Here is a 25248-nt window from a genome sequence, read left to right as displayed (position 1 = left end):
GGCTGAGTCATTGTTCCAACTCCGACAGCTCTTCCAACTTTTCCAGCTCCGCTAGCTTGAAGCCAATGCCCCATACGGTTTCGATGTAACTCTCCGTGCCTGTTCCTTTTAGTTTCGTCCGGATGTTGGAGACGTGCGTGTTGATAGCTTTCTCTTCAACAGCGGCGTCCTCATGCCACACCTCGCGGTAGAGCTCGCGCTTGGTGAATACCTTACTGGGACGGCGCATGAGCGCGGCAACAATATCGAACTCGGTGCGGGTTAGCTTGACAGGGGTGCCTGCAGCTTCGAGCTTTCGCGCGTCTTCGTAGAGCTTCCACTTCCCATATGTTTGGGAAGGGGCAGATGAGTTCGCGGTGAGGCTGGTGGAATTGGATGAACTGGCGAGCTTGGGCGCTGTGCTCTCACCTAAAACGCCGACGGGGCGCATCGAGCGCCGAATGAGCGCTTCTACACGTGCAACAAGTTCGTCGAGATCAAACGGTTTGACCAGATAGTCATCGGCTCCCATATGAAGCAATGCCACGCGGTCGACCACCTGCGCCTTCGCGGAGGTCACAAGTATCGGAACGGCACTTTTCGTGCGGATGAGCGAGACTACTTCTTCACCGGGAATGCCGGGCAACATCAAATCGCAAATCACGAGGTCGAAAACGTCCTTTTGATCAAGCAGCAATCGAGCTTCCGTACCCGAATAGGCAGGGATGCAGCAAAATCCTGCCCCGCACAGTGTCGAACACACCACGTCACTAATAGCCGCATCGTCCTCGATCACGAGAATTTTGGCGTGATGTGACCAGGCAAAACGGGAGTCTGCTTCTCTTCCAGACATCGATCGCACCCCTTTCGTGTGTTAACGTGTGCCAAAGACCAGCTAATACCACACTGTCTCCCTGCATATGTCTGTGTCAGAGGGGGTCACACCAAATGTCATACATCACTCAATGAGCTAAAGCAACAGCCGCTTCTGACGCATACTCTTCCAAACGACGACTCGAACTGCGTCATTATGCCACGTAGCGTGAGTCTTTGTCACATTGGGGCATCTGGCCGGAATTCGCACAGGAGCACAGGCGCACAGCCGCGTCTGCCCATAGGTCACAGTGGAACAACGGGCGCACCGTCAGGCAAGTTCCCGCCTGGAAATGGATGCTTGTCGAATAAAGCATGTAAAGCGAAAGGGCCGCACATCTCATGCGGCCCTTTCGGTGCTGTTTACTATGCTCGCTTCTACTACATGCAGGTGTAGCCACCGTCGACGGGCAGCTGCACACCCGTAACGTAACTCGAAGCCGGAGACGCCAGGAAGACGGCGGCCGTGTCGAGCTCGCCCTCGTTACCGTAGCGCTCTTCGGGGATCATGGTCTTGGCATTCTGCTGGAAGAAATCGCTGTCGAGCGTTTCCTTGGTCAACGGAGTGTAGAAGTAGCCAGGGCAGATGGAGTTCACGGTGATGCCGTACTTACCCCATTCGGAAGCTAGTGCGCGCGTAAGGTTCACCACGCCACCCTTTGCCGCATGGTAAGGAGCGCTGCCGGCAACTTTGTTGCCCACCAGGCCGTACATGCTCGCAATATTGATGATGCGCCCGTAGTTGGCCGGGATCATGGCTTGCTTGGCTACGGCGCGGGCAACCTTGAAACTGCCAAACAGGTCGATTTCCATTTCGTTAGAGAACTGTTCGTCGGTGATGTCTTCAGCAGGAGCCACGGCACCCGTGCCCGCATTGTTGATAAGGATGTCGATGCGGCCCAGCTTCTCAACGACTTCTGCCACGGCGGCGTTTACATTTTCGGTGTCGGTGATGTCGCAGCGGATAGCGAGCGTCTCCACGCCGAACTCTTCGGCGATCTCAGCGGCCACCGCGTCGATCTTTTCCTGACGGCGCGCCATCACAACAACCTTAGCACCCTGGTTGGCCAGCGCCTTGGCCATCTGCACGCCGAGGCCCCCCGACGCACCCGTAACGATTGCCACCTGACCGGTCAGATCGAAATAGTCCTTGTTCATACGATTCCTTCTTTCTCTTTGGAGATACACCCACGTGATTTATATCGCATTATGGTTAAAGATGGCTGTACAAAACCGTAAAAGGACGCCTAACTTCGCCAAAGAGAAACTGTGAATGGTATGGAGAATAGAGGGGTGACAAATTGTGCTTAGTATCGCATCATTGTGTTTACCCTCCCCCATAGCTTTATCACGATAGTCTGGGAATCTGAACTGATCTGAGCTGAGCGTAGACGAAAGTTATGGGCTTGTTGTATCTACGTTTCTCGTGCGTCTTCGTTGTGCGTAAGCGTTACAGGCATTGCGGTGCCGCAAAAGTGTTAACTGCCCACGGGCACGCTGGCACCCTTCAAGAAACAGCTGTTTAGCGATAAGCTTGGCAAGTGGATCATAAGGAAACACTGATTGAAGTTATGAAGAGAAAGGCCCCGAACATGCGTCGCAAGGATAGGGAACAAACCGCGGAATTTGCCTGGGACGTGTTAGGGCGCTGCCCTTACGGCGTGCTTTCGCTTGTCGACTGCGAGGGTGCGCCTTATGCGGTGCCGGTATCGCATGTGGTGCTGAACGGTACTGTGTACTTCCATTCCGCCAAGCATGGCGAGAAAACCAAGATCATAGAGGCAAACCCTGCCGCTTGCCTTACGGGCGTGACTGACGTCGTACCCCTGCCCGAGCAGTACTCCACCACCTACGCCAGCGCCGTCGCGTGCGGTGTTGTGTCGCTGGTAGAAGATACCGACGAGCGAACCGCCGCGCTGTACGCTATTGCCGCGCGCTACGCTCCTGAGAACGTAGGCAACTTCGAAGACGCCCTTGCCAAAAGTAGTAAGCGCACCGCTGTGTGGAAATTAACGCCCACAGCAATAACGGGAAAAGCCCGGCATGCGTAGCGGGGCGAACAGATGGGTCAAAGAGCCACACTGTCGTACATCCTCGCGTTGTTGTAAAGTATCTGCGTACAAGCTATGAGCGAGGTTGAACTTCTGTTCACATGCATGCGCAAGCGTAGGTAAAGTTCCTGTTCAAAAGGCATTTCTTTTAGAGCGGTTGCTACACTTGAACCTCCAACATAACGGATTCGGAGGTTACTCTCATGATGAGAAAAACGCCCGCCCTTAAGGTTCGTGCTTTCCGTGCCCTTCGTGCAAAGGGTATGCCTGATCTTGCTTCTCTCGTATCAATACTAATCGTCTGCACGCTGGTGGCTTCGCTTTTTCCTACGCAATGGGCGCTGGCGGAGCCTTCCTCTTCTAACGAAGGTGTGCAGCAATCCGACACAACACAAGCAGATACTACAGCACCCACCTCAAGCACCACACAGCCCGTCTCTGCCGATGAGGAATCCCTCGAATACGGAGAAACCCTCAACGACGGTACCACCTTGGTACCTGTCGCTGACAACTCGAGCTTGTCGAGCGCAAGTCTGATGGGATTTGACACCACGCGCAAAAACACGGTGTCGGAAGAATGCGGCACCGACAACCCCGTGAACGGCTGGGTCGGCATCACGCCGCTGGAGTACGGCTGGCTAACGTACGACCCTTATAGCTCGAGTTCTTCCCACATAACATCTCCCATGTATTTTTCCGACATAGTGAAAACCACTGCAGAAAATGTTGACAACACGAAGCACTGGAGAAGCCTCTACTACGACTTCGCAGCTAAAGGCGGGACTATAGGAGCTGTCGCTCCGGTTGACCTAGACCACGATGGCCTTGATGACCTTGCAGTGCTCAGTGGTGACGGTAAGGTAAGGGTCTACAATGCCTCGTACGGCGAAGGATCCTGCTACGGCGGAGTAGTACCTGAAGATTATCAGACGGGAAACATAGCCGTCTTTGATCCGGGTCGCAGTTTCTATACACGCACGGACGGTGCGGAATCGTACAAGCAGCTCGACCACGACAAATACAGTGCCACAATACAGGAGCCCAACCTCTATCACTTGAAATCGGGCGATCTTGACGGCAACGGCTACGAAGACCTTGTGATGTTCTGCTACGACGAAAACGGCAAGCCTTGGCTGGATGTGTGGTATTCCTTCTACATTAAACAGGCCAGAATGGATGCCGATATCTCCTTACCCGAAGGGTGGCAAGCTTCCCAGCGCTTAGGAGAGAAACAGCGCGAAACCGACCAACTCCTTTTCTACCATCAGCCGATACCTGTTGATACCGCACCGTTGCAAAATTACGGCGCGCAGGTTGGCAACGTCTACCTGCCCGCATCGCTTGAAGTGGCCGATCTTTCCGGAAACGGCAAGGCAGAGATTATCATTGCCTTCCAGGCGGGCGACCCTACGGCGGGATCGAATTACTGTTCGGGTATCCAGGTGGTCCAGACGATTGAGGGAACCGATCTGCAGTTCAATATTAAGAATCACTTCCAGGAACCCAAGACGATCACCGTTACCCAGCCGAACACTGCTCAAAAAAGTGCACGCTGGGCACCCGCTGGCGGGCCGAGCACCCAAATGACCTCGGTTTCGGTGGGCGATATTGACGCCGATAGCCACCCAGAACTGGTAGTGGGCGGCTACGCAGGGTCAAATGCCATGCAAGGCGAGCTGTATCTGAGTTATCTTGAGTGGGTTGAATACGGAAGTGATGTGAGTTCAGGCGAAGCAAGCGGTGCGAATTCAGGTGAAGAGAGCGGTGCGAGTGTAGACCCAGCGAACGGTGCGAGCCCGGACGGAACGAGCGGCTACCTGGACATGGAAAACGTGTACGGGTTCACCTGGCTTACTGACGACAACGGGCTGCATAAAACAACGGGCAGCAAGCTTGCCGGTCATAAAGCCGATGAGGATACCTCGCTGTACTATGAGGACGCAGACAGTACCTTCTACAAAAGCAGATTAAACAACTATGCGTCCTACAACCTTTCGCGCTATACGAATACTTCGAACTGGACAGTGCCGCTGAATTGCCTAAGCCTAACGGGATACGTGGACAACAATACCAACGACCAGGTGTTTTTCGGAAGCTACTTCTACGGCTATGACAAGGGGAGTGGGACGTTTACGCCGTGGCGCGGCAGAATTCATGAGGATTTCAACGAGCTGGATAACAATAACCTTTTGCTGATGTTGTCCGAGCCTACTGTAGCTGAGGACATGGTTCCCAACTGTGAGTCGTCCGATGCGGGTCTTGCTACCATGATGGACTATTACGGTGCCGAGCTTCTCTATCAGGCAGCGCTATTCGACCAAACAAAGGATTACGGCGACAGGATGCGCATCGATCGTTATACCTACCACGACAATGGCAGCAGCGTAGATTTTTCCTGGAGCAACGATAAAGAAGATAAAATAGAGTTCGACTGGGGTAAGAACTCGCCAATCGTTCCATTCTTGGCGAACCTCGATTGGGGTATGGATTCAGATATGGATTCAGACTTCTCCCAAGATCGGGACTCCATGTACCTGCGCTTGGTAGGACATGAGTTTGTCTACACCGAGCCTGTGGTGGAGTCGGTTCTTCAGGCGCCGCCTTCCTTTGAAGATGTGTCTCTTGCAACCGGCTATGATGTGTCTCTTGCAACCGGCGGCTATGATTCGGGTTCAACGGCACTTACTCGCATTGAGGGTAACACGGTGGAGTACGGTGCCAGTGCATCGGTGTCGTTTGATTTCAACATATTGTATGGCGCGGAAGCTGGTAAGAACTCGATGAAGGTGGGAAAGACGCCCGGGTTTGGGGTAACTCCTTCGTACAAGGGCTCGAAAACCCATGAGGAGCAGTATTCTGTGAACATTTCTAAGGGGCAGGACAGTGTGGTGCTAACCTGCACCCCCATGGACTTGTACTATTACGAAGTGCTGCGGCCTGGCGCCCATCAATATCTCGACCTTGCCGTCATGCGTGCACCTAATGCTCCCAACGTGAAAATTGTGCCCATCGAGACGTATAATGAACAGGCTATTAATTACAACAAGGTTATAAGTGCTTTCAACGAAAGATTGTCTAGCAAAACGCCTCGGCTTGCGCTTTTGCCCGAAGCGGATACGCTGATGCCCCACACAAAAGGGAAGCCCGAAACCTATACACGTCTCGACGGACTAGATACTTCGGAATTCAATTTGACCGACACACCGCTTGCGCTCGACTACGGCAACGATTTCGGCTCAAGTAGTCAGTCGCTGCTGAGTACCTGGAAGAATTCCGATGGTGGTTCGTGTGCTTTGAATCTGAAGATGGGCCTGAAGTTCGAGGAAAGCTCGCGTTTCAACAAGTTCACGCTGGCGTTTGGTATGAACCTTTCCGGAAATGGCGGGAAGTCGGTATACAACGGTAAAGCCTACAAGGGTGATGTGAAGTGTCTGACCGAAGAGTGGAACGACTACGGCATGTCGATGACGATGTATGCTGGCAAAAAAACTTACACCACCATAGAAGACCCGATGAGCAACAATGACTCTGTAGGCGAGTATGTCGTGGTGGGATATGATACCGAAAATGTGCGTTACGGAGTGGCAACGCCGCGCGGCTTAAAAATCGCTGATACTACGGCACATACCGTAGACATCGCGGCGGATATTCCTTGGGGGGCTGATAACTCCGATAGCGCCTATCTGCTTGAGCGACTGGACTCCACAACAGGTCAATGGCAAACCATCCACACCTTCGAGAAACCAAACCTGGACGAAACCTCGCCGACTGTTTTTACGGAAACATTCACCGACCAGGGTGGCCCCGATGGCAACGGAACTGATGAGCGGCTTCTCTCCGATACATCGTACTCGTACCGCATTACCGACTCACAGCGCAAACACTCCTGCACGGCTGTAGCGCAAACCGAGCAAGTTGACTCGTTTACGGTGACGTTCGACGAATTCAACCCGTGGGGGCTGATGGCAGCGCGGTCGGTGAGTGCTGAAACGGGTTGGAAGCATGCGCTTTCCAACGGTGCACTTTTTACCGATGGTTCGCAACTCGATTTCATCGCGTTGCCCTTTAACGGGTGGCAGGTTGACTCGTGGCAGGTGACCGAAACGCGTGACGGAATTGCCAGCGACATTACAAGCGATCCGCGTGTCAAGGTGTTTGATGACGGAAAGGTTTTGGTTATCAGTGAGGCACATGGCGATATTGCGGTGAAAGCCACCTCTTTGACACCAGTTGATCCGAGCGTGCCAGACAACCCTGATGGCCCTGTGACGCCCACGGCAATTGAGTTTAGCGATTGGGGCATGAGCTTAGTCGGCTCTGATGACACGACGCTTGCCAGCGACGAGCGTATAAGTCACGTAGCTGCTAAAGAGACGCCGACATCTGAGGGCGCGGAAGTGCAGGGTGAAGATGCTAATGAGGTCACTGCGGGTGCGGATTCCCGCGAGAGTGCCGCAAACACGGGTGCAACCGACACAAAGCCTGTTGATACACCTTTGTGGATAACGGATGCGGGGGCGAAGCTGAATCTCAGCGCATTGAATGTGAATATTGGTTCGGTACTTTTGGCATCCCCTGCCAATAATGAGAAAACGCTACAGATGATTGGGGCCGAAGAAGGACGGATCAGCGAAACGATAAGTCCGCTTTCCGATGGAACACATAAGGTCATAGCGCTTGCTCAGAGTGTTAACGACCCACTCTTCGATGCGCGCGCTGTTGTGTTCGCGAAGGATTCGCAAGTGCCCGATATGGCCATATGGTGCATCAACGGTGTCGACGAAAATGGTTCCAGTGCTAACAATGGCACCCGTACCATTATGGTCTGGCCTTCAACGGGGCCGTCGGATGTGGGCCGTGTGGAGATCGCCCGTGGGCAAAATGCTACGAGCGGTTTTGTTGATGTGAGCAACAGCTACAAGAAGGGTATCACCTACATAGCTGAATGGGCCGATCCCACACTAGGGTCAGACAAAAAACCCCTGGATGACGGTCGCCTAGAAAACGGCTGGTACACGCTACGTCTCACCAACGGGGCAGGTGTTGTGTCGCAAAAATCGGTGGAGCTGACAGGCGTTACGCATCCTTTGGGCAAAGCCGAAACGAAGCCTGAGGCTGGGCCAGTGACCCCGCCGGATGGCGACGGTGGCGGTGGCGGTAGCACAAGTAATCCTCCGTTAGACGGGAAGGATCCAAACGCAGGTGGCACCAAGAAACCTGCCGCACTTGTCGAAACGGGAGATACCACGTACAAATTCGTTATTACGTTTGCACTTGTGGCAGCTGTTTCGGCGATGATTGCGGCGGTAATTCGTCTCGTGCGGCGACGTGCGTAGCGAGTGTTGAATGCGAGGCTGAAAGCAGTGCGCTCTCCTTCCGTGCGGTTGTTGTTTTCCTGCGAGTGGCGGCTTGCCTACGATCGGTAGCTGCTATAACGGGTGCATGCGAAAACGAAAGACCGTACGGAAGGATGCTTCTATGAGCGAAGTACACGTTATGTCTCATCCGCTGATACTCGATAAGCTGTCGCATATGCGCAGCGAGGATACATCCTCGAAGGACTTCCGGCAGCTCCTGAAAGAGATATCGCTGCTTATGGGCTATGAGGTGACGCGTGATTTCGCCGTAAAGCAAGTGAGCGTGCAAACTCCCTTGTGCGAAGGCATGTTTCCGCAGCTTGAGCAGCGCTTCATCACGATCGTGCCCATCCTGCGTGCGGGTATTGGTATGGTTGACGGTATGCTGGAGCTTATGCCGTTTGCGCATGTGGGCCACATCGGCATGTATCGCGATGAGGAAACCCATCAGCCGGTGGAGTACTACTTTAAAATGCCGAAGCGGGTTGAGGACTCCATTGTAATCGTGGTTGACCCCATGTTGGCAACCGGCGGCAGCGCCATAGATGCTGTGAGTGCACTGAAAAGCCGCGGCTGCACGAATCTCCGTCTCATGAACTTGGTGGCAGCTCCCGAAGGCGTTGCCGCTATGCAAAAAGCTCATCCTGACGTGGATATTTACGTGGCGGCTATCGATGAGGGTCTTAACGAAGATGCCTATATTGTTCCTGGGTTGGGAGATGCAGGCGACCGCATATTCGGCACAAAGTAGAATCGATCCCAGCGACTCCTTCGGCATATCGAGCCGCCTGTGCAGCCAACTGAGCAACTTTGCTTTTTTCGCAGCTTTTGCGCAGATTATCGTGCGCGAATGGCCGTTTTATGTGCGGCGTTATGAGATGGTAAAATAATTGTTTGTTTTATGCATTCAAGGAAAAAGTTCGCCGTACGGCTTTGAGGGAGAATGAGGGCATCTATGGCGAGGCGGAAAAAAAACACGCAGCAATATGGGCAGTTCAATAACTCTTATGAGCGACAGGCTCGTCAGCACATGGCTAACGGTAATCGTGTCCCGTATCCGGGATCTTCGTATGGGGCAGTGAACCCTGCTGGCAACATGAGTCAATACTCGCGTATGAATCCGGCGTACTCCAAAAAGAGTAGCCGCATGGGTGTTGGAAAAAAGATTGCCATCGGAATGCTGGCTGCGTTTATTGTGGCGGCGTTAGGTGTAGGGTCTGCTGCTGCGTTGTACTTTAACTCGGTAAACAATGAGCTTACCAAGGGTGACAAAACCGATGACGAGCTGCTCGCCATTCAAGATGCCTTGTCAACCGATAAGCCGAAGTCGTTCACGGAGCCGTTTTACATGATGCTCATCGGTAGCGACAAACGTGCGGATGGTTCGGTTGAGGGTTCGCGATCGGACACAAACATGGTCGTTCGCGTCGATCCAACGAAGAGTATTGTCACTATGGTTTCCATTCCCCGTGACACGCAGATTCAGCTCGAAGGTTACGGAACGAACAAGTTCAATGCAGCGTATAACTATCTTGGTGCGGCAGGTGCCATCGAAGAGGCGGAAAAGCTACTCGATATTGATATTTCGCACTATGCTGAAGTCGATTTCGAGAGCCTTTCAGAGTTGGTCGATGCGGTTGGTGGAGTGGATATCACGGTTGAAGAGCCCATTGACGACCCTCATATTCCTGGTGTGTATATTGAAGCTGGTGAGCAGCATCTCAACGGCGAGCAGGCGCTTGCTTACGCACGTACACGCCAGTTCGTTGACGGCGACTTCACGCGCACAGCTCATCAGCGTGAACTAGTGATGGCTATTGTAAACGAAGTGCTCGCAATGCCCGTAACCGATCTGCCGAGGGTTATTAGCGCAGCAGCAAGTTGTGTTACCACCGACTTGTCGGTTGATGATCTGATTGATTTGGCAACTCAGTTTAAAGATTCTGCCGATGAGCTTGTTATCTATTCGGCTATGGTGCCTTCCTACACTGGCATGGAGGATGGAATATCATATGTGTACACCGACGAAGCGGTGCTTGACGAATTCATGAGACTCGTTGAAGCAGGAGAAGACCCCAGCACGGTTGAAGTGGTAAGTACGGGTGGCGGTGCGAGCGATTCTACGGGTGCCGATCAAAGTGGTGGCGCGTACTACGATGATTCGTCTGCGTATTACACCGATCCGGGGTATAACTACGGTTACACCGATCCGAACTACGTTGACCCAGGGGCCGTTGATCCGAGTTTTACCAATCCGGGGTATGTTGACCCAGGGTATTCCGATCCTGGATACGTTGATCCCGGCTACACTCAAGGTCAAAGCGCAGGTGGCGCAAGTGGTGTGGCTACAGGCGATGCGACGGTAGGCTAGTTGCAGGTTGCTAGCAAACTATCATGAGGTTGTTGCGGGCGTGTGTGTAACCGCGTCCATAACAACCTCATTAACTGACGCTGCGCTAATCGGTGCTAACCGATATTGGTCGACGCTAGCCGCGGTATCCGTTCGGGTTTGACGACTGCCAGCGCCAACTGTCTTGGCACATGCGGTCAAGGTCGTATTCAGCCACCCATCTAAGTTCGACGCGTGCCTTGTCGCATGCTGCATAGTTCTCGGCAATATCGCCTGCGCGACGTGGCTTGATATCGTAGGGAAGCGTATGCTCGCAGGCGCGCTCGAAGGAATGGATGACATCCAAAACGCTCGACCCTGTTCCTGTTCCCAAGTTAAAGATGGCAACTCCACGGCGGGTGCCATCTTCGGCTGCTTCTCCGGGAATGTCACCTAAAGTGACGGTGGTTCCGCTGCCAACTTTGCCGCCCATCCAGTCAAGCGCTGCAACGTGCCCGCGTGCTAAGTCAACCACGTGAATGTAGTCGCGCACACCCGTGCCGTCGGGTGTGGGGTAGTCGTCGCCGAACACACCAACGCTGCTTAGGCGTCCAACGGCAACTTGCGCAACGTAGGGTACTAAGTTATTGGGAATTCCCTGCGGATCTTCACCAATTTTGCCGCTCACGTGCGCGCCGATGGGGTTGAAGTAGCGAAGCAACACAACGTTCCATTCGTTGTCGCCCACGTAGAGGTCGGACAGAATTTGCTCAAGCATGCTCTTTGTTTGCCCGTAGGGATTTGTGGCGCTGTGCTTTGGACAATCTTCGGTGATGGGGATAAACTCGGGCTCACCATATACCGTTGCGCTGCTAGAAAACACAATGTTTTTCACGCCGTGGGAACGCGCGACATCACACAAGGTTAGGGTGCCAGTGATGTTGTTCCAATAGTACTCGAGCGGCTTTGCAACACTTTCACCAACGGCCTTAAAGCCAGCGAAGTGAATGATGGCGTCAATGTCGTTCTCTGCAAAGATAGTTTCCATTGCCGCTCGGTCGAGAATGTTCTTCTCGTAGAAGCGCAAACGGTTATCATCGGCGGAAAGGCCAGTTATCTCGCGCACGCGGTCAAGTGCGATTGCGCTTGAATTACTTAAGTCGTCAACCACTACCACGTGGTAGCCCTGTTCGAGCAGCTCAACACAGGTGTGGCTTCCTATGAATCCTGCGCCGCCGGTAACCAGAATGCAGGTTTCCCCATGGCTGTGAGCGAGGCTTCTGTTCGACATAACTGTCTCCTATCTTGGGCGTTTTGCTTGTCCCGCTTCGTCCCGTTTGTTTCATTTTGTATAGGGCTATGGTAGCAGGCTACATGCTTGGTTATGGGAAGCGGCGAGCTTTCGCCAAAAGGAACAAACAACTTGTTTATAATGGGGTGACAAGCAGTGGCTTTGAGTTGGCGGCTCGCTTCTTTCCCCGTCACGTCATCTGGCGCAAGGGATGAGAGGGCGCAGGCAGCCAACCGGACAAGAAAGAAGGATCCCGTGACTGATATTCATTTCGGAACCGACGGATGGCGCGCCATCATCGGTGAGGACTTCACGGCCGACAACCTCGTTCGCGTTATCGATGCGTCGGCGCGTGTGTTTAAAGAGGATGCCGTTGCGTTGGGGCGCGCAGCCGACAGCCTTGGCACGATTATCATCGGGCACGATTGCCGTCAAGATGCTCATGCATACGCGCAGCTGGCAGCCGAGGTTGCTGCTACGCATGGCTTTACCGTGAAGCTTACCCAGGATTACTGCCCCACGCCTACGCTGTGTTGGAGTGTGGCGCAAGATGCCGATGCGGTGGGAGGTATTATGCTTACGAGCAGCCACAACCCCGCCAAATACCTGGGCGTGAAGCTGCGCATGGCGGATGGTGGTGCCGCAGGCAAGGAATTTACCGATCGCGTGGAGGCGGCGTTTTCAGATAAGCCCACGTCGGCGCGCGCAAGCTACGTCGAAGTTGATCTGATGACCCCGTATTTACACACACTGAAGGAAGCAGTCGACGTTGAGGCCATTCGCAACGCGGGGCTGCGCGTGGTTGTCGATCCGTTATATGGCGCTGGGCGTATTCATCTGGCGAACCTGCTGCGCGAGATTGGTGTGGAAGTGTGCGAGATCAATAACGCGTGTGACCCCACCTTCGACGGACTGCATCCCGAGCCTATTCCGCCATGGGTGAACCGCTGTCTGGCGAAAGTCCCCGAGTTGGGCTACGACGCCGGCTTCATTAACGACGGCGATGCCGACCGTATTGGTGCAGTGGATGAGCACGGTAACTTTGTGAACCCGCATCGCATCATCACGTTGATTACGTCGCATCTAGCCGAAGACAAGGGGCTTTCTGGTCGGGTGGTGTCAACCATTACGGCATCAGCCATGCTTGCGCGCCAGTGCAAGCGCTTGGGGCTCGAACTAACCAGCACGCCGGTAGGCTTCAAATGGATTTACGCCGAAATGGAGAAGGGTGATGTCATGCTCGGCGGCGAAGAATCCGGCGGCATTGGTATTCCCGGCCACGTTATGGAACGTGACGGCCTGCTGATGGCGCTGCTTCTGTGCGAGACAATGGCGCAGCGCGGCATGAGTTTGGGTCAGCTGATGGACGACATGTTCGAGAAAGTGGGTAAGCTCGAATTTGAGCGTCAGGGTCTTACGATCACTGATGAGCAGATGGTGAACTTCCGCGCGAACACTATTCCTGCGTATGCGCCTAGCGAGGTGTGTGGCAAGAAGGTGGTCGATGTCGATCGGCGTGATGGCGTGAAGTTCTACCTAGAAGGCGATGCGTGGGTAATGATGCGCCCCTCTGGCACCGAGCCGCTCGTTCGCATCTACGCCGAAGCCGAAACGGTTGACGAGGTGCATGATCTGCTTGATGCCGCGAAGGCTGTGATTCTCGCCTGACGGTTACGTGTCAAGAGCCCGCAACGCCGAACGCGCGTTTCCAGGTGCTTTGCTTAGCATTCTCCGAATTTGGGGAGCCGTTTCAATAGTGCCCAGGCGACTTGCTTTGTCTGGGCACTTTCCATGAGGTTTTCGAAGTTGCGAAACGCCACTACGGTTCGCCCGAACGCATGGCTCGCGTCATCGAGTGGAAGGGTGCACCGGTACGCTTCTGCCAGCAGGCGAGTCGCATCGGCATCGGTAACGACTAATAGCAGCGGATCGAACCCCTCAATCAGCGTGAACAGTGCTTGGGGATCGAGCGGCTGTTCTTGACCTGATGTTCCGCGCATCACAACGAATGTCGTGGCGTCGCGCCCGTACCCAAACGTTGCAAACGAGCTGTTCAAGGCGCGCTGTGCTTCAATAGTTAAAGGGGATGTAGACACCGCACACGTCAGTGCTGCTTCGCTGCCGCATGCGTAGTCGCCGAACAAGGCCCAGGTTTCAGCAAGAGCTGTTTCGTACATGTTACCTTTCATAGAAAAAATCACACTTCCTTGCGAGCCGCGCTTGAACTTGCTACCGATTAGCCGTATAACCCATAGTAGCAAGAACAACGCGATGCGTAAGGAGAAAGCCATGTGCACAAATGGAGTAAATACTGGGCAGTTCGAGCAGATGATTGACCAGATTGACGATCATATCAAGCTGGAGCGCCGTTGGTCCCACACACTCGCTCATATGGCGGGGGATGCCGGCTACGAAACGGTGTCCGAGAAGCTGCATACGGTACAAGCGCTGCTCGATGACGTACGTGCAGCGCTTGACGAGGCAAAAGACGCGCTGGAAGATGATGCAGCCAGCGCATCGAACATAACGGTGAGCCTTGTGTAGAACGGGTGGGATACGATGAGCAACGACCTCATGCGTTTTTCGGTTGCCATGCCGGAAGACTTACTCGTTCGCTTTGATGCGCTCGTCGCGCGCCGGGGTCTTGCGAAGAATCGCAGCGAGGTGGTGCGCGATCTCGTGCGTGATGCGCTGGTAGAGGAAGCATGCGCCCTGCCCGGCACCGAAGTGGTGGGCACGCTGACCATCGTGTTCAACCACCACGCGAGCGATTTGCAGGAGAAACTGCACGCCATCCAGCACGATTATTTCGCCAATATCACCACGTCGCTGCATGTGCACCTTGATGCACATGCATGCTTGGAAGTTATCGTTTTGCGCGGCGAGGTAACGCTGGTACAAGACGTTGCGAACTTGATTTTGGGAACGAAGGGCGTGCAACACGGCAAGCTGGTGCTTACGGTTGCTCCGTCGGTTGCATAGCTGCGCGAAACTGCGCAACTGACGAGGGAATCGCGAAACCGAGTACTTGTGCGACCATGTAACCGTGCGACCGATCAAGTGCGAAAGTGCCGGGGCTGCTCACAAAAGCCGAATTGAGAAACGTTATAGGGAAGGTTATGGATACGACAGTCATGCTGGGCCACGGAAGCGGTGGCACGATGATGAAACGCATCATCGACGAAGTGTTCTTTGAAGCGTACGCAGGCGATGAGCTGCGTCGTGGCGATGATGCTGCGGTGCTGCCAGCGTTGCAGGCAGGCGAGCGCCTGGCGTTTTCGACCGACAGCTTCGTGGTTACACCGCATTTCTTTCCTGGCGGAGACATCGGGCGCTTGGCCGTGTGCGGCACGGTAAACGACGTGGCGACAAGCGGCGCCGCCCCGTTGTATCTCAGTTGCGGTTTCGTGTTGGAAGAGGGGTATCCCATCGCTGACCTCAAGCGCATCTGTGCTTCGATGGCTGTCGCTGCAGCAGAAGCTGGCGTGCGCATCGTCACGGGCGATACCAAGGTGGTAAATCGGGGGCACGGCGACGGCGTGTATATTAACACCAGCGGCATCGGTATAGTTCCCGAAGGTGTGAACCTGGGCGGCGCGCAATGCTGCCCAGGCGACAAGGTGCTGGTGAGCGGCACGTTGGGCGATCACGGCATTGCTATCATGGCGTGCCGTGAGGACCTGTCGTTTACCGCGAACGTACAAAGCGACGCCGCACCACTGAATCATCTGATTGCTGATGTGTTGGCTGTTGCCCCACATACGCGCTGCTTCCGTGATCCCACGCGTGGCGGCTTGGCGTCGACGCTCAACGAGTTGGCTGCGCAGGCGGGTGTGGACATTACAGTGCGCGAAAGTGACGTTCCGGTAAAGCCAGCCGTGCAGGGCGCGTGCGACATGCTCGGGTACGACGTGTTGCAAGTTGCGAACGAGGGGAAGATGGTGTGTGTTGTTGCGCCTGACGAGGCCGATGCGGCGCTTTCCGCCATGCGTGCAAACCGTTACGGTGCCGATGCGGCCATTATTGGCGAGGTGTCGGCAGCCCGCTTAGACCGGGGGCCGAAAGTGCTGTTGGAAACAGCGTTTGGTGGCACGCGCATTCTCGACATGCTGGTAGGTGAGCAATTGCCCCGCATCTGCTAACGCGGTAAGTGGGCGATTCGGCCACTGGCTGGTAGCAGCTTCATTACAGACAGCAACGCCACACTCAATGGGTTGAATACATGTTAGAGTAAACCCATGACGACGAAAACGAACATAACGCGCGAGTACCGACTTGGCGAAGAGATCGCCAATTCAATCTCTCATGGCATCGGTGCTGCCCTTTCCATCGCCGCGATTCCTATTCTCACGGTTATTGCGGTTAGCCATGGCGGCGGTATTCGTTTGCTTGCGGCGTTGGTGTTCTCCATATCGCTGTTGCTCGAATACACTATGTCCACGCTGTACCATGCCATCGCTGCCGAAAAGGCAAAGCGCGTGTTTAAGGTGCTCGATCATTGTGGTATCTACCTGCTTATCGCGGGAAGCTATACGCCGTATTGCCTGATCACGCTCGCACCGCATGGCGGTATACTGCTGGCGGTGTTCGTGTGGGCGGTAGCGCTTGCGGGTATGGCGGCCGAGGCATTTTGGGTGTTTCGTCCACGTTGGGTGTCGGCGGTGTTGTACCTCCTATTGGGGTGGAGCATCGTGTTCTTCCTGCCTGCTTTGTACAGCTCGCTTGCGGCGCCAGGCTTCTGGCTTTTGCTTGCCGGTGGCTTGTCATATACGATCGGTGCCGTGTTTTACGTGTTCAAAAAAATTCCCTACCTGCATTTCGTGTTCCATTTGTTCGTGGTTGCAGGTAGCGTGTTACAGTTTTTGTCGGTGGCGTTGTACGTCGTGTAACCGCGAAAGGCGGATTGATTAGAGAATGGAAAAGGGAAAGAAGCAGGGCCGTGGCATGTTCGAGCTCTTCAATCGAAAGAATCAGTCGCTTTCTGAAGAAGAGATTAAATCAATGGTCGAAGGCAACGAGGAACTACTTGCCGACGAGAAGCGCATGATCAGCGACATTCTCGATTTGCGCGACATGGCAGTTCGCGAGATCATGATTCCTCGCGTCGACATGATTTTAGTTGAAGATGTGGAAACGATCCGCCAAGCGCTCGACCGCATGCGTGGCACGGGTTATTCCCGCTTGCCGGTGTATCACGAGGATTGCGACAACATTACCGGCATCATTCATTTCAAAGATCTCATTGCTCCGCTTATGGATGGTCGCTGCGACGATACTGTGGCCGACTACGCGTACGAAGCTATGTTTGTTCCCGAATCGAAAGATGTGTTTCCCCTGCTCGCAGAAATGCAGACGAAACGACAGCAGATGGCCATTGTGGTTGACGAATATGGCGGGACCGATGGCCTTATTACCGTCGAGGACATCGTTGAGGAAATTGTCGGCGAAATTGCGGATGAGACAGACCACGAAGCGACGCTCATCTCGGTGGTGTCCGACGGCGCTTGGTTGGCCGATGGGCGTTGCACGGTGGAAGAAGCTATCGAGCGCGGTTGGCCGCTTGAGGATTCCGACGATTACGAAACGTTGGCCGGCTGGCTTATGAGCAAGCTCGATACTGTGCCAGAAACCGGCGACCAGCTTGATTTCCAGGGATATCGCTTTCGTATTGTTGCTATGCGCCGCCTACGTATATCGAAGGTCCGTATCGAGTGCTTGCCCGAATCCGACACGGTAGATGCCACCAAGGCATAACTGAAGAGGATTTGTGAGGAACAGCGATGCACAGAAAGATCACGCGAAGCAGAAACGGCGTTGTCGGCGGCGTGTGTTCGGGAATAGCCCATGCGTTTGAGTGTGATTCGCTTGTGGTGCGCATCTTGTTTGTCGCGTCGATGCCGGTAACAGGTGGTGTTGCCGGCGTTGCGTATCTTGTGCTGTGGAAGCTCCTTCCTATGGCCTCTGCCTTGGACGACCCATACGAGGTGCGTCCAGAAACGGTGCTCTCCGAAACGTACGGGCGGGTTGAGTACGTGTCGAGCCGACCGTATTTGCGTCCAAAAAATCCTGATTCACGTTATGTCGTGTCTTCCAATCTGTCGAACCGCTTTGTAAGTGTGGGTCATTTACCTCCGCAGCCTCCGAGTTGTTGGAACGCCGATGAGACCGATCTACCGACCGCTGAGCAGCAAAAGAGCGATCGAACGTAAGGTGCGCGATTTGTGACGTTTTTTGTGCGCAGGACTTTGATGCTTACTGCAAATTGTAAAACGACCTGGTTTTTTGCCAAATTTTGCCACTGTCAAGCGAACAAAACATGGAGCTGCTCTCCATATAACTTTGCGTTTAGGCTGTTCGATTCGGTAAAATACAACCAGCGACAAAAGCATAAAGCTCTTTTTCGACAGTAATCCCACTCATAATCCAACAAGCTGTCATCCGCTTTGCGGTTGTCGTGTTTTTGTTGTCCGGAGAAAGGAAGCCGCTTGGCACAGCGGAGAAAAACGCATCGTACAACGAGCATTGTCGCGCGTTTCGCGGTTGGCTCGCTAGTATCGTGCGCATTCGCCGTTTTCATCGGCCTCGGGTTCGCCTCTGCGGGAAGCGGGGCCTCATCGGATGCTGACACGTTTGGAATCGACGCCGTTAGCGCGTCGTCCGCTGCGACTGACTTTTCTGGTGCAACATCCGATACCTTGTCGACTGATAGCTCGTCGTTAGCTATGGAAACGAATCGCGATATTTCTGCGGGTATTGAAAGCATCGAAGCTGAAGAGGAAGCGGCGCGCAAAGCGGCTGAGGAAGCTGCTCGTCAGGAGGAAGAAGCTCGCATCGCTGCTGCGCAGCAGGCTCGGGCTGAGCAGCAGGCGACGATGATCGCTGACGCCGCATCGGCTGCTGTAGCCCAGTTGTCCGAAGTGGACTGGGAAGTTGGCAAAGACGCATTCGTTGCCGAATGGAGCGCGCGCATTGATGCGTACCTTGCTGGCACGAATTTAGCCGGGTATGGCAGCGTGTTTGCGGAAGCGGCATGGGACAACGGCATCGACCCACGCTTCTCGCCGGCTATTTCGAACACCGAAAGCGGCAACGGACTGGTGTGCTTTAAACCATACAACGCATGGGGCTGGGGCAGTTCGAGCTGGTCGAGTTGGGAAGAGGCCATTCGCGCACATGTGGCTGGTCTTGCCAAAGGTTATGGTTACTCGATAACCTATGCTGGTGCCCAAAAATACTGCCCACCGAATTACGATCACTGGTTCTATAACACGCTGGGCCAGATGATGCTTATTTAAAGCCCTCCGTGTCGACTCGTCTGTTCAGGGCTGGTGGAATGGATAGGTTTTCTGAAAGGCTTCAGTCTGAGTATTTCTCCTTTGCAGTGGCTTTCTCGTTTCGTTGTATCGTTTGAGTTTTCCCGCCGTCTTCGTACGGCGGTTTTTCATTTGTAACCGACGCGTCTCTCATTACGGCCCATATTGGGGTATGCTTTTTGGCAGCATCGTTATTCGTAGAAGGAACGTCTATGAGCAATGTCATTGTTGTCGGGTGCGGCCGCGTTGGTTCGAGCTTGTCGAATATGCTTTCCGATAGCGGTAACAACGTGTGCGTCATCGACCGCAACCCCGACGCGTTCACGAATTTAGGAAGAGGCTTCAACGGCTCCACACTACAAGGGGTAGGCTTCGACGAAGACCTGCTCATTCAAGCAGGGGCGAAGGAGTGCGATGTTGTTGCGGCAGTCACCCAGTCTGACAACACCAACCTCATGGTCGCTGAGGTTGCCAGCCGTCTATGTGGAGTGCCTCACGTGATCGCACGTCTGTACAATCCCGATCATGAACGTGCGTACATGCAACTGGGTATCGACTACGTGTGTGGCACCTCGCTCGTTGCCGAAGATGTGTTCAGTAAGGTGGTGTCGGGGCATGGTTCGCACCTCGACACGTTTGGTGAGTTCGAAGTGCTGCGGTTCTCGCTCGACTTAAGTTGGCACGACAAGCGCACCATCCGCGTTTCCGAAATAGAGCGCGACCACAACGTGCGGATCATCGTATTCGAGCGCGGCGACGGATCGGCGAGCTCGATTCCCACGAAGGATTCCATTCTGTATCATGGCGACTCCATTCTCGCGTGCGTTCGTCACGATCTGATCGAGCCGTTTTCGAAGTACATTCAAGATTAGCGGCGCGAAAAGCGCTTGGCAGAGGAAAGGGCAACCATGTACATCGTTATCGCCGGTGGAGGAAAGATAGGGGAGTATTTGGCAAGCGTATTGCTGGAAAGCGGCAACTCGGTTGCCGTCATTGAGCAATCGCTTGAAACCGCGAACCGTCTGTCGGTTGTTCTACAAGGCCGCTACCTGGTCATTCATGGCGATGGTTGCGACTCCCGTTATCAGGAGGATGCTGGCATTCGTCATGCCGATGTGTTCGTGGCGGTTACCGGACAAGATGACAGCAACTTGGTTTCGTGCGAAATTGCCCAGCGCGTGTTCAACGTGCCACGGTGCATTGCCCGCGCGAACAGCCCAAAAAACTTGCGCATTTTCAAAGAGGTAGGCATCGAGTGTGTGTCGTCCACCACGGTTATCGCGGGGCTTATTGAAGAGGAAGCGTTACTGGGCAGCGTGAGTGTCGTGTCGTCGCTGGCGCATGGCAACGTGGTGTTGGCTGAAATGCTGGTGCCGCGTATGAGACATCATTCCAACGCCGAAGGCGTTTTAGCTGCTGACATTCCCATGCCCGAAGACAGCCTGATTGTTGCAGTTGCCAAAGAGGACGACGCTATTGTGTGCAACGCCGACACACGCCTGTTCCCCGGCGACAAAGCTATTGTCGTCTCCGACACCGACCTACTCGATCACGTGCGCAGCATCTTCAAAGCGCTGTAGAGCAAGCAAAATAGCGATCGCTGTAACTTTGCTCAATCGCGCATTTCGCGAGTTTTCTGCCGGCTTCATCTACGTGCAGCCGAACATGCTGCCTGTCTGGTTGACCTGTGAGTTGTAACTCACCCCCTTGTGCCGTTCGATTCGTTTCCGGTGGTTTTCTGGGCGCGGCCGCGATTGACGCACTATACTTCGTAGTGCGTATTTTCGTAGAAAGGCCTTGCCATGATCAATCGCTACACTCGCCCTGCTATGGGTCATATTTGGACGCTCGCGAACAAGTTCGAAATCTGGAAGGAGATCGAGGTTCTTGCGTGCGAAGCCCAAGCTGAGCTGGGTCAAGCAGGCATTACCAAGGAAGAAGCCGCCTGGATTCGCGAACACGCCGGCTTCACCGTCGAACGCATCGACGAGATAGAGAAGGTGACGAATCACGACGTTATCGCCTTCACCACAAACATGGCAGAATGCATTGACGCCGATGTTCCCGAGGGGCAAGAAAAGCCCAGCCGTTGGGTTCACTACGGCATGACGTCGTCTGATTTGGGCGACACCGCGCTGTCTTACCAGATCACGCAAGCGATTGACATTATTTTGGATGACATCAAGCAACTTGGGGAAACATGCAAGCGTCGTGCATTCGAATTCCAGGAGACGCTGTGTGTGGGTCGTACGCACGGCATTCACGCCGAGCCCATGACGTTCGGCATGAAATTCGGCAGCTGGGCGTGGGCCTTAAAGCGCGCGCAAGTGCGCATGGAGCAAGCGCGTGAGGTAGCCGCTACAGGTGCTATTTCGGGTGCGGTAGGCACGTATTCGAGCATCGATTCGTTTGTGGAAGAGTACGTGTGCGAGAAGATGGGCCTTACTCCCGACCCGCTGTCCACGCAGGTGCTTGCGCGCGACCGTCATGCTCAGGTAATGTGCGCGCTTGCTGTGTGCGCGTCTACGTTGGAAAGCATCGCTATGCAGGTGCGTCTGCTGCAACAGTCTGACGTTATTGAGGCGGAAGAGCCGTTCACGAAAGGGCAAAAAGGCTCGTCGGCCATGCCTCACAAGCGCAACCCCATTACGGCGGAGCGCGTGTGTGGCCTGTCGCGCGTGGTGAAGAGCAACGCACAAGTGGCGCTTGACAACGTGGCGCTGTGGTTTGAACGTGACATCTCGCATTCTGGTGCCGAACGTGTGGCGCTGGCCGATAGCTTCACGGCGCTTGATTACATGTTCGGGAAAATGCAGTGGATGCTCGATGGCCTGCGCACCTATCCGGCGAAGATGGAGCAGAATCTGTGGCGGACGCGCGGCCTTATTTTTAGCTCGAAGGTGCTGTTGGCGCTGGTACAAACGGGTATCACGCGCGAAGATGCCTACGTCATCGTGCAACGCAATGCCATGGCAGTGTGGGAAGACATTCAGAACGCGGTTGATGGCCCCACGTATCGCGAACGCTTGGAAGCCGACCCCGATGCCAAGCTGTCGGCCGAACAGCTCGACGCTATTTTCGATCCGTGGGCGTTCCTTACGCGCAAAGATGCGGTGTTTGAGCGTTTGCAGGAGTTGGAGTTCTAGCGCGCTGCGAGCAAGAAAAGTTTTCGAAGGAAAGGTGCATGTCACATGATTAACGAGAGGATGTTCGGGCTGGGCGACGAACCGAGCGCCATCCGTGAGCTGTTCTCGTACGGCTTGAAGCGTAAGGCAGAAATCGGTGCTGACAAGGTGTTCGACTTCAGCATCGGTAATCCGAGTGTTCCTGCGCCCGAGGCGCTGAAGCGCGCGGTACTTGAGCTGATGGAAGAGCCGCCCTGCGCGCTGCATGGCTACACGCCGGCGTCGGGCGATCCTGCGGTAAAGCAGGTAGTTGCCGATAGCATTCGTCGCCGTTTCGGTATTGAAGCCACGCCGGGCAACATCTACATGACGGCGGGCGCCGCCGCAGCCATTGCCATCTCGTTGTCTGCGGTGACGAAGCCGGGCGATGAGGTTATCGTCCCGAGCCCCTTCTTTCCCGAATATGGGGTGTGGATTGAAACCGCTGGTTGCACGCGCATCGAAGTTCCCACGCTGGTGCCCAGCTTCCAGCTGGATGTTGAAGCTATTGAGGCGGCTATTACCGAGCGCACGAGCGCTATCATTATAAACTCACCGAACAACCCTGTTGGTGCTGTGTATACGCGCGAGGTGTTGGAACGCTTGGCAGACATGCTTGAGCGTAAGCAGGTTGAGTTGGGACATCAGATTTTCATCGTATGCGACGAGCCGTATCGCGAGATTACATACGGCTGCGAGGTGCCGTATGTGCCCTGCTTGTATGCGAATACCATCGTGTGCTATTCGTATTCAAAGAGCATGAGCTTGCCGGGTGAGCGCATCGGTTACGTGTACGTGTCGGATCGCATGACTAACGCGCACGAGGTGTCGCTGGCTGTTGCTGGTGCAGGGCGAGCGCTGGGTTACATCTGCGCTCCGGTGCTCATGCAACGTGCCATTGCGAAATGCATTGACGAGCCATCCAATGTGGAAGCGTACCGTGAGAATCGTCGCTTGCTAACCGAGGGATTGAGCGAGCTTGGCTACGAGTACGTGCAGCCCGATGGTGCGTTCTACCTGTGGGTGAAGGCGTTTGAAGATGATGCGCAGGCGTTCAGTGATCGCGCGAAACGCTTCGAGCTGCTTCTCGTTCCATCGGATAGCTTCGGCGTGGGCGGCTGGGTGCGTATCAGCTACTGCGTTGCCCCTGAAGTCATTACCGGCGCTATGCCTGGGTTTAAGGCTCTTATGGAGAGCTATCGGCAAGAATAACATCGATTAACGTGCGGCTTTCTTTTATTCAAGCCTCGCGTTTGCAGATTTAAACGATCGTCCAGTTATGCTCATGCGTGACTGGACGATCCCTTTTTCATTAGTGTCGTCGCGGATGGCGCAGCGTCGCAACGCTTCATAAGCAAGCTGACATTTCCGCATGCCAATGCGGTAGACGGTTGCGTTTTCGTGGCGCTACAATTCCCTTCGATGCGTGGGTTACGGGGAAAGGGCGACTGCCTTATGGGAAGAAGGCGGCCGCCCTTTCTCCGCGAAAACGGTAGAAGGAGTAGATCCTCGTGGCGCTTTCAGTCAAGCAAAAGATATTTCCCTATCTGGTTGTGGCGACAGGCTGCGCACTCTGCTTAGGTCCGATTACGTTGACGTTTAGTTGTGCTGGCATCTTCTACACACCGGTAAGCGAGGCACTAGGCGTTGGTAAGGGAGTATTCTCGCTGTATATGACATTTTTCTATCTTGCCCAAACGCTTGCGCTGCCGTTCATGGGTCGTTTGATGGAGCGGGCTGACTTGCGTATCGTGCTGTCGGTGGCGGTGGTACTTATGGGTGCCCCGATGGCGCTGATGTCTCAGTTCGACTCGGTGTGGGATTTCTATCTTGCCGGAGCTATCATGGGTATTGGTGATGCACCTATTCTCTACTTGGCTGTGTCGACGCTGGTAGGACGGTGGTTCGAAAAGCGAGTGGGCTTTTACGTGGGAATCTGCATGGCGTTTACGGGTGTGGGTGGCGTTATCTTTAACCCGATTGGCGGGGCGATTATTGCCAGTGGACCGGAAGGCTGGAGGCTGGGGTATCTGGTGTTCGGTGTCCTAACGATTGCCATTGCGTTGCCGTTTACCTTGTTCTGTGTGCGAAGTTGGCCATCTGATTTAGGAATGCATCCGGTGTGGTCGAAAGAGTGGTGCGCGCAGGCGGGCATGCCGCAATCCGATCAATCAGGCCAATCCGACCAATCTTCCCAATCCGTCCAAGCCGACCGCTCGGCTCAACCGCTCCAATCAACCCAAGCGGCCCGGCCGGTTCGATCACCACGCCGGGGCGTTACCGCCAAGGAGGCCCTGCGCGAGCCGTCGTTTTATGCCATGTTGGTGTTTGCTGTCATGGTTACGGCGCTGGTGTCGTTCTACCTGTTCTTCCCGTCGTATGCAAGTTCACTTGGAAATGAGTATCCTCAGATCGCAGCCCTGGCGGCAACGCTTGCCGCCGCTACCATGGCGGGGCAGGCAATCGGTAAGGTTTTGCTGGGGATTGTTGGCGACAAAAGCGCGCCTGCGGGATTGCTGCTGGCCGGTGGATGTGGAGTTGTGAGTATTGTTGTTCTGTGGCTGATTCCGAACGTGGCGCCGCTGTTTTTGGCAGCTGGTTTTCTGTATGGCATTCTGTATGCGGCGGAAACGGTGCAGATGCCCATTATGGCACGCGTCATCTTCGGTACGCGTGAGTACCCGGCAATTTACTCGCGTATTTCCACGGCAAGCTCGCTGTCGGGCGTGGTGTTCACGTCGGCGTGGGGTTTCCTTATCGAAGGCGTTGGATATGATGTCACCTTTGTTACGGTGCTTGCCATGCTCGTGCTCCTTGGTGTTTCGGGGTCGTTCGCTTTGCTGCGTGCACCCAAAGATTAACGAAACGCAGGGTGGCAATTGGTTGTGCTA

Annotated in this window: 21 protein-coding genes; 17 read left to right on the top strand and 4 right to left on the bottom strand. The window is 54.6% G+C overall.

What is annotated here, in order from left to right; genetic code table 11:
* Positions 1-7 precede the first annotated feature (7 nt).
* Together G7Y44_RS07530 and G7Y44_RS07525 are read right to left on the bottom strand one after the other, a co-directional pair.
* Complete coding sequence (locus G7Y44_RS07530) at positions 8-832, bottom strand: response regulator transcription factor (protein WP_165248766.1); 825 nt, start codon at positions 830-832, stop codon at positions 8-10.
* A gap of 401 nt (positions 833-1233) precedes the next feature.
* The gene (locus G7Y44_RS07525; RefSeq protein WP_165248764.1) at positions 1234-2010 is read right to left on the bottom strand and encodes an SDR family NAD(P)-dependent oxidoreductase; all 777 of its coding nucleotides are present in this window, start codon (positions 2008-2010) and stop codon (positions 1234-1236) included.
* A 434-nt stretch (positions 2011-2444) separates the two neighbouring features.
* Here G7Y44_RS07525 and G7Y44_RS07520 point away from each other — a divergent pair, with 434 nt between their 5' ends.
* From G7Y44_RS07520 to G7Y44_RS07505, 4 genes are all read left to right on the top strand, one after another.
* Positions 2445-2903 (top strand): pyridoxamine 5'-phosphate oxidase family protein, encoded by a 459-nt coding sequence (locus tag G7Y44_RS07520; protein WP_165248762.1) that lies wholly within the window; start codon positions 2445-2447, stop codon positions 2901-2903.
* Between the two features lie 203 nt (positions 2904-3106).
* Complete coding sequence (locus tag G7Y44_RS07515) at positions 3107-8239, top strand: FG-GAP repeat protein (RefSeq protein WP_165248759.1); 5133 nt, start codon at positions 3107-3109, stop codon at positions 8237-8239.
* A 142-nt stretch (positions 8240-8381) separates the two neighbouring features.
* Positions 8382-9011: a uracil phosphoribosyltransferase gene (upp, locus tag G7Y44_RS07510; protein ID WP_165248757.1), complete on the top strand. Its 630-nt coding sequence runs from the start codon at positions 8382-8384 to the stop codon at positions 9009-9011.
* Between the two features lie 279 nt (positions 9012-9290).
* Positions 9291-10631: an LCP family protein gene (locus G7Y44_RS07505; RefSeq protein ID WP_241159222.1), complete on the top strand. Its 1341-nt coding sequence runs from the start codon at positions 9291-9293 to the stop codon at positions 10629-10631.
* Between the two features lie 115 nt (positions 10632-10746).
* Here the strand turns inward: G7Y44_RS07505 and galE are convergent, their stop codons facing one another.
* On the bottom strand, positions 10747-11880 hold the full coding sequence (gene galE, locus G7Y44_RS07500) for a UDP-glucose 4-epimerase GalE (RefSeq protein ID WP_165248755.1): 1134 nt from the start codon (positions 11878-11880) through the stop codon (positions 10747-10749).
* A gap of 255 nt (positions 11881-12135) precedes the next feature.
* On the opposite strand from galE, the gene G7Y44_RS07495 reads away from it, so the two are divergent.
* Positions 12136-13548 (top strand): phosphoglucosamine mutase, encoded by a 1413-nt coding sequence (locus G7Y44_RS07495; protein WP_165248753.1) that lies wholly within the window; start codon positions 12136-12138, stop codon positions 13546-13548.
* Between the two features lie 53 nt (positions 13549-13601).
* On the opposite strand, the gene G7Y44_RS07490 is transcribed toward G7Y44_RS07495, so the two are convergent.
* Positions 13602-14057: a hypothetical protein gene (locus tag G7Y44_RS07490; RefSeq protein ID WP_206214429.1), complete on the bottom strand. Its 456-nt coding sequence runs from the start codon at positions 14055-14057 to the stop codon at positions 13602-13604.
* Between the two features lie 112 nt (positions 14058-14169).
* Between G7Y44_RS07490 and G7Y44_RS07485 the strand changes: the two genes are divergently transcribed.
* The 12 genes from G7Y44_RS07485 (at position 14170) to G7Y44_RS07430 (ending at position 25218) form a co-directional block, all read left to right on the top strand.
* Positions 14170-14424, top strand: a complete 255-nt coding sequence (locus tag G7Y44_RS07485; protein WP_165248749.1) for a dynein gamma chain protein — start codon at positions 14170-14172, stop codon at positions 14422-14424.
* Positions 14425-14439: 15 nt separating this feature from the next.
* Positions 14440-14862 (top strand): nickel-responsive transcriptional regulator NikR, encoded by a 423-nt coding sequence (gene nikR, locus G7Y44_RS07480; protein ID WP_165042943.1) that lies wholly within the window; start codon positions 14440-14442, stop codon positions 14860-14862.
* A gap of 137 nt (positions 14863-14999) precedes the next feature.
* Positions 15000-16022: a hydrogenase expression/formation protein HypE gene (hypE, locus tag G7Y44_RS07475; protein WP_165248747.1), complete on the top strand. Its 1023-nt coding sequence runs from the start codon at positions 15000-15002 to the stop codon at positions 16020-16022.
* A 96-nt stretch (positions 16023-16118) separates the two neighbouring features.
* A complete protein-coding gene (trhA, locus tag G7Y44_RS07470; protein ID WP_165042947.1) occupies positions 16119-16769 on the top strand; it encodes a PAQR family membrane homeostasis protein TrhA in 651 nt (216 codons plus the stop codon).
* A 25-nt stretch (positions 16770-16794) separates the two neighbouring features.
* Positions 16795-17634 carry a hemolysin family protein gene (locus G7Y44_RS07465; protein ID WP_165248745.1) on the top strand — a complete coding sequence of 280 codons (840 nt, stop codon included), beginning with the start codon at positions 16795-16797 and terminating at the stop codon, positions 17632-17634.
* Positions 17635-17660: 26 nt separating this feature from the next.
* Entirely contained in the window at positions 17661-18089 is a 429-nt protein-coding gene (locus tag G7Y44_RS07460; RefSeq protein WP_165248743.1) for a PspC domain-containing protein, read from the top strand.
* 276 nt (positions 18090-18365) lie between these two features.
* A complete protein-coding gene (locus tag G7Y44_RS07455; RefSeq protein ID WP_165248741.1) occupies positions 18366-19175 on the top strand; it encodes a CMP-2-keto-3-deoxyoctulosonic acid synthetase in 810 nt (269 codons plus the stop codon).
* Positions 19176-19405: 230 nt separating this feature from the next.
* Complete coding sequence (locus tag G7Y44_RS07450) at positions 19406-20065, top strand: potassium channel family protein (RefSeq protein WP_165042959.1); 660 nt, start codon at positions 19406-19408, stop codon at positions 20063-20065.
* Between the two features lie 36 nt (positions 20066-20101).
* Positions 20102-20773, top strand: coding sequence for a potassium channel family protein (locus G7Y44_RS07445; protein WP_165042957.1), 672 nt, complete (start codon positions 20102-20104; stop codon positions 20771-20773).
* A 222-nt stretch (positions 20774-20995) separates the two neighbouring features.
* Positions 20996-22339 (top strand): adenylosuccinate lyase, encoded by a 1344-nt coding sequence (gene purB / locus G7Y44_RS07440; protein WP_165248739.1) that lies wholly within the window; start codon positions 20996-20998, stop codon positions 22337-22339.
* A 45-nt stretch (positions 22340-22384) separates the two neighbouring features.
* A complete protein-coding gene (locus G7Y44_RS07435) occupies positions 22385-23569 on the top strand; it encodes a pyridoxal phosphate-dependent aminotransferase (protein WP_165248737.1) in 1185 nt (394 codons plus the stop codon).
* A gap of 299 nt (positions 23570-23868) precedes the next feature.
* The gene (locus tag G7Y44_RS07430) at positions 23869-25218 is read left to right on the top strand and encodes an MFS transporter (protein WP_165248735.1); all 1350 of its coding nucleotides are present in this window, start codon (positions 23869-23871) and stop codon (positions 25216-25218) included.
* Positions 25219-25248: the final 30 nt, after the last annotated feature.

The sequence above is a fragment of the Adlercreutzia sp. ZJ141 genome (assembly GCF_011038965.1).
In the GTDB taxonomy this organism is placed as follows: Bacteria; Actinomycetota; Coriobacteriia; order Coriobacteriales; family Eggerthellaceae; genus ZJ141.
This window is presented reverse-complemented; position numbering and strand designations above follow the sequence as displayed.